At 70.9% G+C, this 15,985-nt stretch carries 14 protein-coding genes; 6 read left to right on the top strand and 8 right to left on the bottom strand.

All coding sequences use genetic code 11. The annotated features are described in order from the left end of the window. Nucleotides 1–64: 64 nt before the first annotated feature. The 4 genes from NYP07_RS06050 to NYP07_RS06035 all read right to left on the bottom strand — a co-directional run bounded on the left by NYP07_RS06050 (nucleotide 65) and on the right by NYP07_RS06035 (nucleotide 5,517). Nucleotides 65–982, bottom strand: coding sequence for a LysR substrate-binding domain-containing protein (locus NYP07_RS06050; RefSeq protein ID WP_268148464.1), 918 nt, complete (start codon nucleotides 980–982; stop codon nucleotides 65–67). Nucleotides 983–1,010: 28 nt separating this feature from the next. Next, complete coding sequence (locus NYP07_RS06045) at nucleotides 1,011–1,805, bottom strand: tetratricopeptide repeat protein (RefSeq protein WP_268148462.1); 795 nt, start codon at nucleotides 1,803–1,805, stop codon at nucleotides 1,011–1,013. Nucleotides 1,806–1,999: 194 nt separating this feature from the next. After that, complete coding sequence (locus NYP07_RS06040) at nucleotides 2,000–4,309, bottom strand: ATP-dependent DNA helicase (RefSeq protein WP_268148460.1); 2,310 nt, start codon at nucleotides 4,307–4,309, stop codon at nucleotides 2,000–2,002. Continuing rightward, nucleotides 4,309–5,517, bottom strand: a complete 1,209-nt coding sequence (locus NYP07_RS06035; protein ID WP_268148458.1) for a DNA polymerase Y family protein — start codon at nucleotides 5,515–5,517, stop codon at nucleotides 4,309–4,311. The genes NYP07_RS06040 and NYP07_RS06035 overlap by 1 nt, the downstream gene beginning before the upstream one ends. Before the next feature lie 85 nt (nucleotides 5,518–5,602). Between NYP07_RS06035 and NYP07_RS06030 the strand changes: the two genes are divergently transcribed. Both NYP07_RS06030 and NYP07_RS06025 read left to right on the top strand, forming a co-directional pair. Then, complete coding sequence (locus NYP07_RS06030; protein ID WP_268148456.1) at nucleotides 5,603–6,988, top strand: patatin-like phospholipase family protein; 1,386 nt, start codon at nucleotides 5,603–5,605, stop codon at nucleotides 6,986–6,988. A gap of 53 nt (nucleotides 6,989–7,041) precedes the next feature. Further along, nucleotides 7,042–7,470: a YidB family protein gene (locus NYP07_RS06025; protein WP_268148454.1), complete on the top strand. Its 429-nt coding sequence runs from the start codon at nucleotides 7,042–7,044 to the stop codon at nucleotides 7,468–7,470. Here NYP07_RS06025 and NYP07_RS06020 read toward each other — a convergent pair. The 4 genes from NYP07_RS06020 to NYP07_RS06005 form a co-directional block, all read right to left on the bottom strand. Then, nucleotides 7,467–7,769: a high-potential iron-sulfur protein gene (locus NYP07_RS06020; RefSeq protein ID WP_268148452.1), complete on the bottom strand. Its 303-nt coding sequence runs from the start codon at nucleotides 7,767–7,769 to the stop codon at nucleotides 7,467–7,469. The genes NYP07_RS06025 and NYP07_RS06020 overlap by 4 nt on opposite strands. 14 nt (nucleotides 7,770–7,783) lie before the next feature. After that, nucleotides 7,784–9,457 carry a PhoH family protein gene (locus NYP07_RS06015; RefSeq protein WP_268148451.1) on the bottom strand — a complete coding sequence of 558 codons (1,674 nt, stop codon included), beginning with the start codon at nucleotides 9,455–9,457 and terminating at the stop codon, nucleotides 7,784–7,786. Between the two features lie 166 nt (nucleotides 9,458–9,623). Further along, on the bottom strand, nucleotides 9,624–10,103 hold the full coding sequence (locus NYP07_RS06010) for a peroxiredoxin (protein WP_268148450.1): 480 nt from the start codon (nucleotides 10,101–10,103) through the stop codon (nucleotides 9,624–9,626). A 130-nt stretch (nucleotides 10,104–10,233) separates the two neighbouring features. Continuing rightward, nucleotides 10,234–10,608, bottom strand: coding sequence for an Mth938-like domain-containing protein (locus tag NYP07_RS06005; RefSeq protein ID WP_268148449.1), 375 nt, complete (start codon nucleotides 10,606–10,608; stop codon nucleotides 10,234–10,236). A 122-nt stretch (nucleotides 10,609–10,730) separates the two neighbouring features. Between NYP07_RS06005 and NYP07_RS06000 the strand changes: the two genes are divergently transcribed. The 4 genes from NYP07_RS06000 to NYP07_RS05985 are packed head-to-tail and all read left to right on the top strand — an operon-like array spanning nucleotide 10,731 to nucleotide 15,980. Continuing rightward, nucleotides 10,731–11,957, top strand: coding sequence for a pyridoxal phosphate-dependent aminotransferase (locus NYP07_RS06000; protein WP_268148447.1), 1,227 nt, complete (start codon nucleotides 10,731–10,733; stop codon nucleotides 11,955–11,957). 10 nt (nucleotides 11,958–11,967) lie between these two features. Then, complete coding sequence (locus NYP07_RS05995; RefSeq protein ID WP_268148445.1) at nucleotides 11,968–13,371, top strand: homoserine dehydrogenase; 1,404 nt, start codon at nucleotides 11,968–11,970, stop codon at nucleotides 13,369–13,371. A 13-nt stretch (nucleotides 13,372–13,384) separates the two neighbouring features. Continuing rightward, on the top strand, nucleotides 13,385–14,776 hold the full coding sequence (thrC, locus tag NYP07_RS05990; protein WP_268148443.1) for a threonine synthase: 1,392 nt from the start codon (nucleotides 13,385–13,387) through the stop codon (nucleotides 14,774–14,776). After that, nucleotides 14,769–15,980: a molybdopterin molybdotransferase MoeA gene (locus tag NYP07_RS05985; RefSeq protein WP_268148441.1), complete on the top strand. Its 1,212-nt coding sequence runs from the start codon at nucleotides 14,769–14,771 to the stop codon at nucleotides 15,978–15,980. Before thrC ends, NYP07_RS05985 begins: the two co-directional genes overlap by 8 nt. The last annotated feature ends 5 nt before the right edge of the window (nucleotides 15,981–15,985 follow it).

The raw sequence follows: 15,985 nt of genomic DNA, 5'->3' as shown, positions 1-15,985 counted from the left end.
GGCGGCCTCTCTCGGGATGGCCGGCATGCTAGGCCCGCCGCGCCCGCGCGGCCCGGAAAAAACCTCAGCCGGCGGCGGAAGAGTTTTCCGCCTCCAGCGCCCGGCAGTGGCCGTGCAGCCAGCCCGCGAAGGCGTCCGAGGCATTGCCCGGCCGGTGCGTGACCAGGCCGTAATGCCGCTCGGCCGGCACGGTCAGCGCAAAGGGCTGCACGAGGCGGCCCTCGGCCAGTTCGTGTCGCGCCAGGCTCAGCCGGGCCAGCGCCACGCCCTGGCCGGCCAGCGCGGCGGCCAGCGTCAGGCCCAGGTCGACGAGGCGCGGGCCTTCGTCGGGCTCGGGCACGTCGGCCAGGCCGGCCGCGCGCAGCCAGGGCGCCCAGGGCTGCAGCGGCGTGCGCAGCAGCGGCAGGGCCGGCAGGTCGGCCGGCTCGCGCAGCGGCGCAAAGCGGGCCAGCAGGGCCGGCGCGGCCAGCGGCGTCAGGCGGTCGCGCAACAGCACCTGCTCCGGCGCGATCTCGTCCGGCACGGCGCCGTGGCGGATCTCGACGTCGGCGCCCGCGTCGCCCTCGGCCAGCAGCGGCACCGACAGCGTCAGCTCCAGCTCGACCTGCGGGTGGGCCGCCGTGAAGGCGGGCAGGGCGGGCACCAGCAGTTGGCGCGCGAAGGTGGGCGTGGAGCTGACGCGCAGGCGCTCGCGCAGCGGGCTGGCGCGCTGGTGCAGCGGCATGGCCTGCAGCAGTGCCAGGGCCTGGCGCACCTGGGGCAGGTATTCGTGGCCGGCCGGCGTGAGGCTCGGGCCGCGCGGCGGCTGGCGCAGGAACAGCGGCTGGTCCAGCCTCTCCTCCAGGCCGGCCACGCGCTTGGCCACGGCGCTGGCCGTCAGCGCCAGCTCGGCCGCGGCGGCCTCGAAGCTGCCGGCTCGGGCCACGGCCTCGAAGGCGAGGAGGGCGTCGAGCGAGGGCAGGCGGATGGGGCGCGCGGGCATGCGGCCATCGTACCCAGCAGCCCGGCCGTCAGAAGTTGATCGTCGTCGGCCCGGCGTCGCGCGACGCCGGCCGCAGGTACTGGCCCAGCGTGCCGGCCATGGCTGCCACGACGCCGGCGGCCAGGCGCCCGGCCTGCCGCAGCGGCTTCGGTCTCTTGGCCGCCGTACCCTGCGTCTGCCGGGCGCGCGGCTGCACGACGGCCTGCACGAGGGCCAGCTCCTGCTGGCGCTCCTGCACCAGATAGACCAGCCGGCTCGGGTCGGCGAAGCGCTGCGCCAGCGTGCGCACGGCCTTGAGCTCGCGCTTGTGCACCAGCACACCCTGGGCGCGCAGCGTGCAGCCCAGCGTGCGGCTGCGCAGGTAGAGGGCCTTGGCCGCCAGGCGGTCGGGCAGACAGCCCACGCCGGCATACAGGCAGTTGGCGAGGTTGAACATGGCTTCGGCATGGCCCAGGGCCGCGGCGGCCACATAGGCCGACAGGCCCGCCGCTTCGTCGGCCGGCCCGCCACGGCCGGTCATCAGCGCCCGCCCGAACTGGAAGCGCCCGATGGCGCTGCCCAGCGCGGCCGCGCGTTCCAGCAGCGTGCGCGCCGCCACCGCGTCGGCGGCCATCCCCAGGCCTTCGAGCTGGCACAGCCCGAGCATGGCCAGGCCGTCGCAGCTGCCGCTTTCGGCGGCGGCGCGGAACCAGCCCACGGCGCGGCGGTAGTCCGGCGGCGTGGCGTGGAACAGGTCGAGCGCCTGTTGCAGCGGGTCGATGGGCGGCGTCGTGATCGCCGCGGCGGGCGGGTTCGGGCCGGGGGCCGGGTCTCGGGAGTTCATCCAGCAATCAAGTCGTGACGGGCTCGGGCCGATGCGGTTGGCCGGGGGATGCGGGCCCCTGGATTCTCGGCCCTGGCCGGGCGCCGACGCGTACCGCGCGGTCCGCCGCCGGCCGGCGAGGAGGGCGGATGGTGACCGGTGCCGTGACAAATTACCGCGACTGGATGGCGGTCCGCAGACGCCCTGAGGCGTTCTCAAAGCCGCCACCAGGCCGGCAGCAGCGCGCGCACCTCGGGCCGCAGATAGCGCTGGTCCAGCAGCCAGACCCAGCCGCGGTCGTCCACGGAACGCAGCACGCGGCCGGCGGCCTGCACGACCTTCTGCAGGCCGGGCACGAGGTCGGCATAGCCGTGGTCGGCACCGAACATGGTGTCCAGCCGCTCGCGCAGCTGCTCCTGCACGGGCGACACCGGCGGTAGCGCGAGCGTCGCGATGAAGGCGCCGATCAGCCGCGTGCCGGGCAGGTCCACGCCCTCGGCGAAGGCGCCGCCCAGCACGGCGAAGCCGATGCCGTGGCCCTCGGGCACGAAACGGTCGAGAAAGGCGCGCCTTGCACCATCACCCATCGCGCGGGCCTGGCTCCACTGCGGCACGTCGGCGTGGCGCCGGGCCAGCCGCGCGGCGGCCTTGTCGAGGTAGTCGAAGCTGCTGAAGAAGGCGAGGTAGTTGCCCGGGTGTTCGCCGAACTGCGTGGCCAGCACGTCGACGAGGGCGTCCAGCGACGCGTCGCGGTGGGCGTAGCGGGTGGACAGCCGCGCCACGCGCACGCTCAGGTGCTCGGGCGGGAAGGGCGCGGGCACGTCGACCCAGGCGCTGTCCGGCGGCAGGCCGAGCATGTCGCGCTGGTAGTCGGCCGTGCCGAGCGTGGCGGAGAACAGCGTGACGCTGTGCAGGGCCTCGAAGCGGGCTTTGAGGAAGAAGCCGGGCACGATGTTGCGGATGGACAGCAGCACGTCGAGGTGGTCGGCGTCCTGGCTTTCGTCCAGCAGCGACAGGTTGGCCGGCTCGGGCTTGGCCACGGCCCGTGCGCTGCGCTGCAGGTCGCACAGCGAGTGCGGGCCGAACTTGTCGAGCCCGCGCAGCAGGGCCAGCACGTCGAAATAGAACTGCATCAACGGCCCGGTCTCGAGCGGATGGTTCTGGAAATGCTCGCCCAGCGTCAGGCCGACGAGCTGCAGTGCGTCCGCCAGCGGCGCGGGCGGCTCGGCGCCGAAGGCGCGGTAGTCGGCCGGCTGGGCGCGCGCGAGGTCGGCCAGCTCGCGCGCGAGGCGGCGCAGCGGTGCGCGCAGGGCCTTGGGCGCGTGGGGCTCGGCGGCGCGGATGCCCGCCAGGCTGAGCGTGGCGCTGTACATGGCCCGCGCGCGCTCGACGAGGTTGTGCGCCTCGTCCACCAGCAGAGCGAGCTTCCAGTCCTGGGCCTGGGCGAGGCCGAAGAGCTGGCCGTGGGGGTCGAAGGCATGGTGCACGTCGCCGACGACGACGTCGGCCCAGCGCAGCAGTTCCTGGCCGAGGTAGTAGGGGCAGATGCCGTGGGCCAGCGCGATGCGGCGCTGCGCGGCCGGGTCCAGCCAGGCCTGCTGCACGGCCTCGGCGCGGGCCGGGGCCAGCCGGTCGTAGAAGCCGCTGGCCAGCGGGCAGGCATCGCCGTGGCAGGCCAGGGTCGGGTGCTCGCAGGCCTGCTCCTTGGCCACCAGCGTCAGCACGCGCAGCGGCAGCTCGGGGCCGGCCTCGCGCAGGCTGTTCAGCGCGTCCAGCGCCATGATGCGGCCGGTGCCCTTGCAGGTCATGTAGCCGATCTTGTCGAGCGCCTGGGCCGGCATTGCGCGCAGCAGCGGGTAGAGCGTGCCCAGGGTCTTGCCGATGCCGGTGGGCGCCTGGGCCAGCAGGCAGCGGCCGCTAGCCGCCGCGCGGTAGACGGCCTCGGCCAGCAGGCGCTGGCCCGGCCGCAGCTCGCCCAGCGGGAAGGGCAGCCGGGCCAGCGCGGCATCGCGTGCGCTGCGGTGGGCCGCCTCCTGCGCGGCCCAGTCCTCGAAGGCGCGGCAGCGGGCCTCGAAGGCGGCCTGCAGGCCGGCGGCGGTGGCGGTCTCGCGCAGCACGGTCTCGTTCTGCGTGTCGGCGTCGACATAGACCAGGGCCAGCTCCAGCTCGGCCAGGCCGCGGTCGGCGGCGATCAGCGCGCCATAGGTCTGCAGCTGGGCCCAGTGCAGCGCGCGCCGGTTCTCCGGGATGGCCTCGACCGGGCCGCGGATGGTCTTGATCTCCTCCAGCCGGTTCACGTCGGCCTCGAAGCCGTCGGCCCGGCCGCGCACGCGCAGGCCGCCGTGCCGGCCTTCCAGCGCCAGCTCGGTCTCGTAGCCTGGCGAGCGGCGCGCGATGGCGGCCAGCTGGCCGGCCTGGCCTTCCAGCGCCGTGGCCGACGGCGTGAAGCGCCGGTCCAGGTCGCCGCGCTTGGCGGTGAACTCGCAGAGGCTGCGGACGGAGACGGTGTAGGTCCAGTCGGCCATCAAAAGAGCGACAGGTTCTCGCGCTCGGGCTCGTCGGCGCGCTCCCTCGCGGGGGCGGTGGCCTGCGCCTCGCCGGCATGCACGAGGTTGCCGATGCGCACGCCCATCAGGCGCAGCCGCTTGTCGAACTTGACGCGCTTGAGGCAGAGCCCGACGGCGTGGCGGATGTCGGCGGCGCTGGCGACGGCGGCCTTGAGCGTCTGGTCGCGCGTGACGGTGACAAAGCCCTCGAAGCGCAGCTTGATGCCCACGGTCTTGCCCGCATAGCGCTTGCGGGCGAGATCGCGTGCCAGGCTCTCGCACAACTCGTCCATGATCTGGCCGAGCAGGGCGCGGTCGTGCACGGCGTGCAGGTCGCGCTCGAAGGTGGTCTCGCGGCTGATGGACACGGGTTCGCTGTGCGTGACGACGGGCCGCGAGTCGCGGCCGTGCGCGGCGTTGTGCAGCCAGTGGCCGTAGCTGTCGCCGAACTGCTCGACGAGCCAGGCGGGCGAGGCCGCGGCGATGTCGCCCACGGTCTCGATGCCGAGCCTGACCAGCTTCTCGCCGGCCTTGGGCCCGATGCCGTTGATCTTGCGCACGGCCAGCGGCCAGATGCGGGGCGGGATGTCGTCCAGCGTCAGCACGCTGATGCCGTCGGGCTTGTCCAGCTCGCTGGCGATCTTGCTGAGCAGCTTGTTGGGCGTGATGCCGATGGAGCAGCTCAGGCCGGTGGCGCGCCCGACCGAGTTCTTGATCTCGCGCGCCACGGCCTTCACGCCGCCCAGCGGGTCGTGGCCGACGGCGTCGCGCACGCCGGGCACGTCGGTCAGGTCGATGTAGATCTCGTCGATGCCGCGGTCCTCGATGACGGGCGCGACCTCGGCCACGGCGGCCTTGAAGAGTCGCGAGTATTTGCGGTAGCTGTCGAAGTCGGCCGGCAGCAGGATGGCGTCGGGCGCACGCAGCGCGGCCTTCATCAGCCCCATCGCCGAGAACACGCCGAGGTCGCGCGCCGCATAGGTGGAGGTCGTGACGACGCCGCGGCCTGTGTAGTCGCGCAGCCTGGCGTAGCGCCAACTGCCGTCTTGCAGCTGCCGCGGCGCGTCCGCCCGCCGCCCGCCGATGACGACCGCCTCGCCCCTGAGCTGCGGATAGCGCAGCAACTCGACGGACGCGTAGAAGGCGTCCATGTCGAGGTGGGCGATCCAGCGGTCGGGCTGCTGCATGGCATGGGATTGTCCCGCGCAAGCTGCCAGCGGCTGGCAGCATCGGCAGAATGCGCCGGCCGCCACCCCGACCGAAAGACGACCGATGCGCGCCCTGCCGTTGTTGTGCTCCTGCCTGCTGCTGGCCGCCTGCGCCGGCGCACCTCTGAACCCGCCGCGCAACAAGCCGGCCGTGGCCGAGCCCGTCGCGCGGCAGCCCCAGAGCCTGGCCAGCGAGACCATCGTCGCGCTGAGCTTCTCGGGCGGCGGCCTGCGCGCGTCGGCCTTTGCCTACGGCGTGCTGGAAGGCCTGCGGGACCAGCCCTCGGCGGCCGGCCACACGCTGCTGGATGACGTGGGCTTCATCACCAGCGTGTCGGGCGGCTCGATCACGGCGGCCTGGTTCGGCCTGCACGGGGTCGACGGGCTGCAGGACTTCCGTGACAAGGTGCTGATGCGCGACGGCGAGGCTGGCCTGCGCTTCAGCCTGCTCAACCCCAACAACCTGATGCGGCTGTTCGCCGGCGGCTTGAACGACCGCAGCAACCTGAACGACTGGCTGGAGCGCGACGTGTTCAAGGGCGCGACCTTCGCCGACATGTTCCGCCGCCAGAAGCCGGTCATCTGGATCAATGCGAGCAACGCCCAGTACCGGCTGGCCTTCCCCTTCCACGAGCGCGCCTTCGACGCGATCTGCAGCGACCTGGCCAGCTTCCCGGTGTCCGAGGCGGTGGCCGCGTCCATGGCCGTGCCGCTGTTCTTCGCGCCGGTCGTGCTGGAGAAGTTCCCCGAGGCCTGCCGCGCGCCGCTGCCCAGCGGCCTGGCCGACCGCAGCAGCGTCGAGCGTGACGACCAGCACCGGCTGCGCCTGGCCCTGCTGCGCGCGCTGCGCGACTTCCGCGACCCCAAGACCGGCCGCTACCTGAAGCTCGTCGACGGCGGCGTGACGGACAACCTCGGCCTCGTCAGCATCCTGCAGAGCCGCGTGCTGCTGAACACGCCCTACGGCCCCATCAGCGAGCACGACGCGGCGACGATGCGGCGCATGCTCTTCGTCGTCGTCGATGCCGGCCAGGGCCCGAGCGGCGACTGGGGCCGCGAGGTGGCCGGGCCCTCGGGCGTGGACATCGCGACGGCGGCCGTCGACACGGCCATCGAGAGCACGATGCGCATGAGCTACGCCTACTTCGTGCCGATGATGCGCAACTGGGAGCGCGACATCGTCACCTACCGCTGCTCCCTGCCCGACGAGCGCAAGGCGGCGCTGCGGGCCTGGAACCCCGACTGGCGCTGCGAGGACATCAAGTTCGCCGTCACGCAGATCGGCTTCGCCGACCTGCCCGAGGCCGAGGAGACCGTGCTGAACGCGATCCCGACGCGGCTCAAGCTGCCGGCCGCGCAGATCGACCAGCTGATCGACGCCGGCCGCCGGGCCGTGGCCCAGGATGCGGGCGTGAAGCGCTTCTCGAGCAGCGTGCAGCGCGGCGATTGAGCCGTAGACTGGGCCGGAGCCGCCGGTGGTCGGTGGCGCTGAAGGAGATTCGGATGGGACTTCTGGACAGCGTACTGGGCGCGGCGACGCAGGCCCTGGGCGGACAGCAGGGCGGCAACCCGGATTGGGTGGGACTGGTTTCGGGCCTGCTGGCCAACGGCACGGCCCATGGCGGCCTGGCCGGCGTGCTGCAGCAACTGGAAGCCGGCGGCCTCGGCCAGCAGGTGCAGAGCTGGATCTCGACGGGCGGCAACCTGCCGGTGTCGGGCGAGCAGATCACCGCGGCCCTGGGCGGCGCCGGCGGGCTGCTGGGCCAGCTGGCGCAGCAGGCCGGCGTGTCGCACGCCGAGGCGGGCCAGCAGCTCAGCCAGCTGCTGCCGCAGATCGTCGACCACCTGACGCCGGGCGGCCAGCTGCCGGCCGGCGGTGCCGGCGGCCTGGGCGAGCTGACCAGCGTGCTGGGCGCCCTGTTGAATCGCTAGGCCTTCTTCTCCCAGGCGTTGCACCAGCCCTGGGCGAGCACGTCCTTGCCGTAGAACAAGGCGCAGCCGCCCGAGGGCTTGTCGCCGTCGGGCGCGTAGAGGCCGCAGTTGGCGCAGGTCTGGCCCACGGCGTACTTGGGGAATTTGGCCTTGTCGACCTGGGCCGCGTCGGCGTGATAGCCCGTGGCCTTGGCCTCGTCGTCGTCTTCCTGCAGCAGCGCCTGCGACTGCGCGCGGGCGAGGCCGGCGCCCAGCAGCGGGGCGATCTGGATCAGCCGGCGGCGCGAGATCAAGGCCATCGGAATCTCCTGCTTCAGAGCACCTCGGAGGCGAAGTCCGCCAGCCGCGAGCGCTCGCCGCGCGCCAGCGTCACGTGGCCGCTGTGGGCCCAGCCCTTGAAGCGGTCCACCGCGAAGGTCAGGCCCGAGCTGCCCTCGGTCAGATAGGGCGTGTCGATCTGCGCGAGGTTGCCCAGGCAGACGATCTTGGTGCCGGGGCCGGCGCGCGTGATCAGCGTCTTCATCTGCTTGGGCGTCAGGTTCTGCGCCTCGTCGATGATGACGAACTTGTTCAGGAAGGTGCGCCCGCGCATGAAATTCAGGCTCTTGACCTTGATCTTGCTTCGCACGAGATCGTTGGTGGCCGCGCGGCCCCATTCGCCGGCCGTCGAGTCGCCCTTGGCCAGCACCTCGAGGTTGTCGTCCAGCGCGCCCATCCACGGGCCCATCTTCTCTTCCTCGGTGCCGGGCAGGAAGCCGATGTCCTCGCCGACGGGCACGGTCACGCGGGTCACGATGATCTCGCTGTAGCGGCGGTCGTCCAGCACCTGCGACAGGCCGGCGGCCAGCGTCATCAGCGTCTTGCCGGTGCCGGCCGTGCCGGTCAGCGTGACGAAATCGCACTCCGGGTCCATCAGCAGGTTGAGCGCGAAGTTCTGCTCGCGGTTGCGCGCGGTCACGCCCCAGACGGCGTGCTTCTGGTGGCCGTAGTCCTTCAGCGTCTTCAGCACGGCGGTCTTGCCGGTGATCTCGGTGACCTTGGCGTAGAGCGGCGTCGCGCCGGGCGCCTCCAGATAGACCAGCTCGTTGACGAGCAGCGTCGGCACCAGCGGGCCGCTGATGCGGTAGAAGGTCGTGCCGCCCTGCTGCCAGCTCTCCATGGTCTTGCCGTGGCGGTCCCAGAAGTCCGCCGGCAGGGCCTGGACGCCGGTGTAGAGCAGGTCGGAGTCTTCCAGCGTCTTGTCGTTGCGGTAGTCCTCCGCGGGCAGGCCCAGCGCGCGGGCCTTGATGCGCATATTGATGTCCTTGGACACCAGCACGACCTCGCGGCCCGGGTGCAGGCCCTTGAGCGCCTGCACGACGCCGAGGATCTGGTTGTCCGCCTTGCCCTGGGGCAGGCCCTGGGGCAGCGGCGTGTCGATGAGCTTGGTCTGGAAGAACAGCTTGCCCTCGGCCTCGCGGTGGCCGGTGCCGGCCAGCGGCAGGCCCTTGGCCATCTCCTCGATGCCGCTGCTCTTCAGGCTGGCGGCGAGCTGGTCCAGCTCGCGGCTGACCTGGCGCACATTGCGGGCGACCTCGGTCATGCCCTTCTTGTGCCCGTCCAGCTCTTCGAGCGTGATCATGGGCAGGAAGACATCGTGCTCCTCGAAGCGGAACAGCGACATCGGATCGTGCATCAGCACATTGGTGTCCAGCACGAAGAGCTTGGGCGCCCCGGCCGGCTTGCGCGTGCGCTTGGGCGCGGCCGACCTGGCCGGCGCCTTGCTCGCGGCCTTGACGGGCAGGCCCGGTTTGGCGGCCGGATTCGAATTCGGGCTGGAGACGGGGGTGGGGAGGCGCAGCACTTCGGCTGTCGGGGCCGCGACGGGGGCAGCGGCAGGCGCGACGACGGGCGGCGTCGCGCGGGGTTTGCTGGGGATCAGAGTGGCCGAGTAAGCGGTGGCATCGAGGCGGCTGGCGCGTTGTGCAGGGGGCTTAGGCAGTGGCATTTACGGCGTGTCGACGGGAAGTGAACCCCATGCGCGCCTGGCGCCAGAAAGCAAAAAGCCGCACAGGATGAGTGCGGCTTTGCAGTCTGAGACGAGGATGCGACCCGGGGCATGGGCCGATTATGCACATCCCGCGGGGCCTCGAGATGTCAGCGGACAACGCGGCTCAGGCGGCTTCCTTCTTCAGGCCCTTCACGGCCTTCAGCACTTCGTCGACATGGCCGGCGACCTTGATGCCGCGCCATTCGCCGACCAGCACGCCGGCGGGGCTGATCAGGAAGGTCGAGCGCTCGATGCCCTTGACCTTCTTGCCGTACATGATCTTGTTCTTGACCACGCCGAACATGTGGCAGAGCTTCTCTTCGGTGTCGGCGATCAGCTCGAAGGGCAGTTCCAGCGCCTGCTTGAACTTCTCGTGCGAGGCCATGTTGTCGCGCGAAACACCCAGCACAACCGCGCCGGCCTTCACGAAGTCCTTGTGGCGGTCGCGGAATTGCATCGCCTCGGTGGTACAACCGGGCGTGTTGTCTTTCGGGTAGAAATACAGCACGACCGACTTGCCCAGGAAGGCGTTGGCGGTGAACTTCACGCCGCCGGTGGCTTGAGCCTCAATTTCCGGCAGGGGTTTGTTGAGCGCAGGCGTCATTGGGGGGTGCGGCAAGTTGGGCTCGCGGGGTCCCCGGGTCGTGAGTCGCTGAAGTGGAGCATTTCACGCGGGCGCCCGCAGGCAATAGCCGGTGATTATAAGGCTTCGCCCCGCGCCTGCCCGATCGCAGTCATCCCTCGATCAGCAGGGCCGCCAGCACGTTGCGGCCTTCGCTGGCCAGCACGTTGTAGGTGCGGCAGGCGGCGGCGAGGTCCATGACCTCGAAACCGATGCGCGCCTCGACCAGCCCGCGCCACAGCGCCGGGCCCGGAAAGCGCAGCTTCGCGCCGCTGCCGAAGACGACGAGCTCGGGGTTCAGCGCCTTGATTGCTTCGAAATGCGCGGGTTGAAGTTCCTCGAAGCGCGAAGGCGGCCAGGCGATGACTTCGCCGCTCCAGGGCACGAGAACGCTGGCCGTGTGCGGCCGGCCGTTGACCCAGACGCCCTGGGCGTCGTGGCGGGAAATGCTGTTGCCGCCTTGCGGCTCGTCGAGCTGGAACTTCATCGGGAAACGGGGCGAAAAGCCGGCCGCGAGTGTCGCGCAGAACGGCCCGCCGCGCCCCGGGCCTTGCTTAAACTCCAAGATCCCTCTTTTGCACTGCAGCAAACGCTGCGCCGGAGCCCGTTTTGAAGCCCATCGCCAAGTCCAGCAAGCTCGCCAGCGTCAGCTACGACATCCGCGGCCCCGTGCTCGACAAGGCCCGGCAGATGGAGGAAGAGGGCCAGAAGATCATCAAGCTGAACATCGGCAACACGGCCGTGTTCGGCCTGACGCCGCCGGACGAGATCGTGCAGGACATGATCCGCAACCTCGGCGACGCCGGTGGCTACACCGACAGCAAGGGCCTGTTCGCGCCGCGCAAGGCGGTCGTGCACTACACGCAGGAGAAGGGCGTCAGGGGCGTCACGGTGGACGACGTGTATCTGGGCAACGGCGCCTCCGAGCTGATCCAGATGGCCATCAACGCGCTGGTCAACGACGGCGACGAGATCCTGATCCCGGCGCCCGACTTCCCGCTCTACACGGCCGTCGTCGGCCTGTCCGGCGGCCGCCCGGTGCACTATCGCTGCGACGAGGGGGCGGGTTGGCTGCCCGATCTGGCCGACATCGAGGCCAAGATCACGCCGCGCACCCGCGGCATCATGGTCTGCAACCCCAACAACCCGACCGGCGCGCTGTATCCCACGGATCTGCTGCTGGGCATCATCGAGCTGGCCCGCCGTCACCAGCTCGTCGTCTTCGCCGACGAGATCTACGACAAGACGCTGTACGACGGCAATGTGCACACCAGCATGGCGTCGCTGGCCGACGACGTGCTGTTCATCACCTTCAACGGCCTGTCCAAGAACTACCGCAGCTGCGGCTACCGCGCCGGCTGGATGGTCGTCAGCGGCGAGAAGCGCCATGCCCGCGACTACATCGAGGGACTGAACATGCTGGCCTCGCTGCGCCTGTGTTCCAACACGCCGGGCCAGCTGGCCATCCAGACGGCGCTGGGCGGCTACCAGAGCATCAAGGACCTCGTCGCGCCGACCGGTCGGCTGTGCCACCAGCGCGACCTGGCCTATGAGCTGCTGTCGCAGATCCCGGGCGTCAGCGTCGTGAAGCCCAAGGCGGCGCTCTATATGTTCCCGCGCCTGGACCCCAAGCTCTACCCCATCGCCGACGACCAGCAGTTCGCCTACGAGCTGCTGGCCGAGGAGAAGGTGCTGATCGTCCAGGGCACCGGCTTCAACTGGCCCGAGCACGACCACTTCCGCCTCGTCTTCCTGCCCAATGTGGACGACCTGCGCGAAGCCGTCGGCCGCATCGAACGTTTCCTGGCCGGCTACCGCCGCCGCCAATCATCCTGAAAGCACTGCAATGACAACACGAAGTGTTGCGGCGCAAACTCATGTCGCGCAGCGACGTGATGTTGAAGCCAAAGCGATCCAAGTCGGCCTGATCGGCCTCGGCACCGTCGGTGCCGGCACCTTCCACGTCTTGCAGCGCAACCAGGCCGAGATTCGCGGCCGCGCGGGCCGGGGCATCGAGATCGCGATGGTGGCGGCCCGCAATGCCGAGCGCGCCAAGGCCTACCAGGCCATCGTCGGCGACGGCCTGCCCTGCGTCGGCGACGCGCAGCAGCTCGTCGACAACCCGGACATCGACATCGTCGTCGAGCTGATCGGCGGCATCGAGCCGGCGCGCACGCTGGTGCTGAAGGCGATTGCCAACGGCAAGCATGTCGTCACCGCCAACAAGGCCCTGCTGGCCCTGCACGGCGGCGAGATCTTCGCGCTAGCGCGCGAGAAGGGCGTCACGGTGGCCTTCGAGGCGGCCGTGGCCGGCGGCATCCCCATCATCAAGGCGCTGCGCGAGGGCCTGACGGCCAATCGCATCGAGTGGATCGCCGGCATCATCAACGGCACGACCAATTTCATCCTGTCCGAGATGCGCGGCAAGGGCCTGGACTTCGCCACCGTGCTGAAGGAAGCCCAGCGCCTCGGCTATGCCGAGAGCGACCCGACCTTCGACATCGAGGGCGTCGACGCGGCCCACAAGCTCACGCTGATGAGCGCCATCGCCTTCGGCGTGCCGGTGCAGTTCGGCAAGGCCCATGTCGAGGGCATCAGCAGCCTGCAGGCCACCGACATCAAATACGCCGAGCAGCTCGGCTACCGCATCAAGCTGCTCGGCATCACGCGTCGGAGGGAGAACGGCATCGAGCTGCGCGTGCACCCGACGCTGATCCCGGCCAGCCGCCTGATCGCCAATGTCGAGGGCGCGATGAACGCCGTCGTCGTGCAGGCCGACGCCGTCGGCACGACGCTCTACTACGGCAAGGGCGCCGGCGCCGAGCCCACGGCCTCGGCCGTCGTGGCCGACCTCGTCGACGTGACCCGCCTGGCCACGGCCGACCCCGACCACCGCGTGCCCCACCTGGCCTTCCAGCCCGATGCGATGAGCGACACGCCCGTGCTGGAGATGGCCGAGGTGCACACGGCCTTCTACCTGCGCCTCGTCGTGGCCGACCAGCCCGGCGTGCTGTCGCGCATCACGACCATCCTGGCCGAGCACGACATCTCCATCGACGCGGTGCTGCAGCGCCCGGGTGCCGGAGGCACCCCTTCCGGGGGGCGCGCCGAGGGCGAGGGGCCGACCGACCTCATCATCCTGACCCACGACACCGTCGAGGGTCGCATGAACGACGCGCTGGCCAAGATGCAGGGCCTGCCGACCGTGCTGGCGCCCATCGTCAAGCTGCGCAAGGAAGAACTGGCCTGATCCGGACGTCGACATGAAGTACATCTCCACCCGCGGCGACAAGACGGAGCGCGGCTTCTCCGACATCCTGCTCGAAGGCCTGGCGCCGGACGGCGGCCTCTACCTGCCCAAGAGCTACCCCCAGGTCAGCGACGCGACGCTGACGCGCTGGCGCGCGCTGCCCTACGCCGACCTCGCCTTCGAGATCCTGTCGCTCTACATCGACGACATCCCGGCCGACGACCTGCGCGACATCACGCGCAAGGTCTACACCGAGGAGGTCTTCGGCACGAAGGAAATCACGCCGCTGACCTGGCTGGGCGAGCGCATCGCGCTGCAAGGCCTGTCCAACGGTCCGACGCTGGCCTTCAAGGACATGGCCATGCAGCTGCTCGGCGCGCTGTTCGAGTACGAGCTCGGCCGCCGCGGCCAGACGCTGAACATCCTCGGCGCGACCTCGGGCGACACCGGCAGCGCGGCCGAGTACGCGATGCGCGGCAGATCAGGCGTCAAGGTCTTCATGCTCAGCCCCAACGGCCGCATGAGCCCCTTCCAGCAGGCGCAGATGTTCAGCCTGCAGGACGCCAACATCCACAACATCGCCGTCGAAGGCGTGTTCGACGACTGCCAGGACATCGTCAAGGCCGTGTCCAACGACCTGGCCTTCAAGCGCGAACACCGCATCGGCACGGTCAACTCCATCAACTGGGCGCGGCTGCTGGCCCAGGTCGTCTACTACTTCGCCGGCTACTTCCAGGCGACGAAGAGCAACGACGAGAAGGTCAGCTTCACGGTGCCGTCAGGCAATTTCGGCAACGTCTGCGCGGGCCATGTCGCACGCCAGATGGGCCTGCCGATCGCGAAGCTGGTGGTGGCGACCAACGAGAACGACGTGCTCGACGAGTTCTTCCGCACCGGCGCCTACCGCCCGCGCGGCACGGCCGACACGCACGAGACCTCCAGCCCGTCGATGGACATCTCCAAGGCCAGCAACTTCGAGCGCTTCGTGTTCGACCTGCTGGGCCGCGACGGCTCGCGCGTGAAGCAGTATTTCAGCGCCAGCCGCTTCGTGCTGGGCGCCGAGGAGCAGGCGGCCATCGCCGGCTTCGGCTTCGTGTCCGGCCGCAGCACGCACGCCGACCGCGTCGCGATGATCCGCCGCCGCCACGCCGAGCACGGCGTCGTCATCGACCCGCACACGGCCGACGGCCTCAAGGTGGCGCTGGAGCAGCGCGACCCGAGCGTGACCATGCTGGTGCTGGAGACGGCGCTGCCGGCCAAGTTCGCGGCGACCATCGTCGAGGCGCTCGGCAGCGAGCCGCCGCGGCCCGCCGGCCTCGAAGGCATCGAGCAACTCCCCAAGCGCGTGAAGGTCATGCCGGCCGATGTGGCCCAGGTGAAGGCCTACATTCACGCCCATGTCTGAAGCTGCGAAGAAACCTGCCCTGACCCCGCTGGACGACGCGCTGGCCACGCTGCTGGCGCAGATCCAGCCCCTCGCCGAGCGCGAGACCCTGCCCACCTCGGCCGCACGCGGCCGGGTGCTGGCGGCGGACCTGATCTCGCCGGTGGACGTGCCGCCGGCCGACAACTCGGCCATGGACGGCTACGCCCTGCGCGCGGCCGACGCCGCCGCAGCGCTGCCGGTGACGCAGCGCATCCCGGCCGGCAGCCTGCCGCAGCCGCTGGCGGCCGGCGAGGCGGCGCGCATCTTCACCGGTGCCCAGGTCCCGGCGGGTGCGGACACCGTCGTCATGCAGGAGCACGCCGAGTTCGCGGACGGCCGCGTGCGCCTTACCCAGCCGGTTGTGCCGGGCCAGCATGTGCGCCTGCGCGGCGAGGACGTGCGCGCAGGTGCCGTCGTGCTGGCCGCCGGCACGCGGCTGGACGCCATCGCCCTGGGCCTGGCCGCCACGGCCGGCGCGGCCGAGCTGACGGTGACGCGCCGCCCGCGCGTCGCGCTGTTCTCGACCGGCGACGAACTCGTCATGCCCGGCGAGCCGCTGCCGCCCGGCGCCATCTACAACTCCAACCGCTTCACGCTGCGCGCGCTCGTCGAAGGCCTGGGCTGCGAGGTGATCGACCTCGGCATCGTGCCCGACAAGCTCGACGCGACCCGCGCCGCGCTGCGCGAGGCGGCCGCCAGGGCCGACCTCATCCTGACCTCCGGCGGCGTCTCCGTCGGCGAGGAAGACCATCTGCGCCCGGCCGTGCAGACCGAAGGGCGGCTGGACCTGTGGGCCATCGCGATCAAGCCCGGCAAGCCCTTCGCGCATGGCCGCGTCGGCGCGGCGCATTTCATCGGCCTGCCCGGCAACCCGGTGTCCAGCCTCGTGACCTTCCTGCTGCTGGTGCGGCCGGTGCTGCTGAAGCTGCAGGGCGCCACGCGCCTGGCGCCGCGCGCCTGCCGCATCGCGGCCGGCTTCGACTGGCCCAGGCCCGACAAGCGCCGCGAGTTCCTGCGCGTGCGCCTGGACGAGGACGGCGGCCTGGCCCTGTTCGGCAACCAGAGCAGCGGCGTGCTGACCTCTGCCTTCTGGGCCGACGGCCTGCTGGACAACCCGGCCGGCCAGGCCTTTGCCAAGGGCGATGCGGTGCGCTTCCTGCCCTTCTCGGAACTGCTGTCGTGACGATC

Source organism: Pelomonas aquatica (assembly GCF_026712205.1).
Classification (GTDB): domain Bacteria; phylum Pseudomonadota; class Gammaproteobacteria; order Burkholderiales; family Burkholderiaceae_C; genus Pelomonas; species Pelomonas aquatica.
The sequence above is the reverse complement of the archived record's forward strand: the minus strand, read 5'-3'. Positions and strand labels throughout refer to the sequence as shown.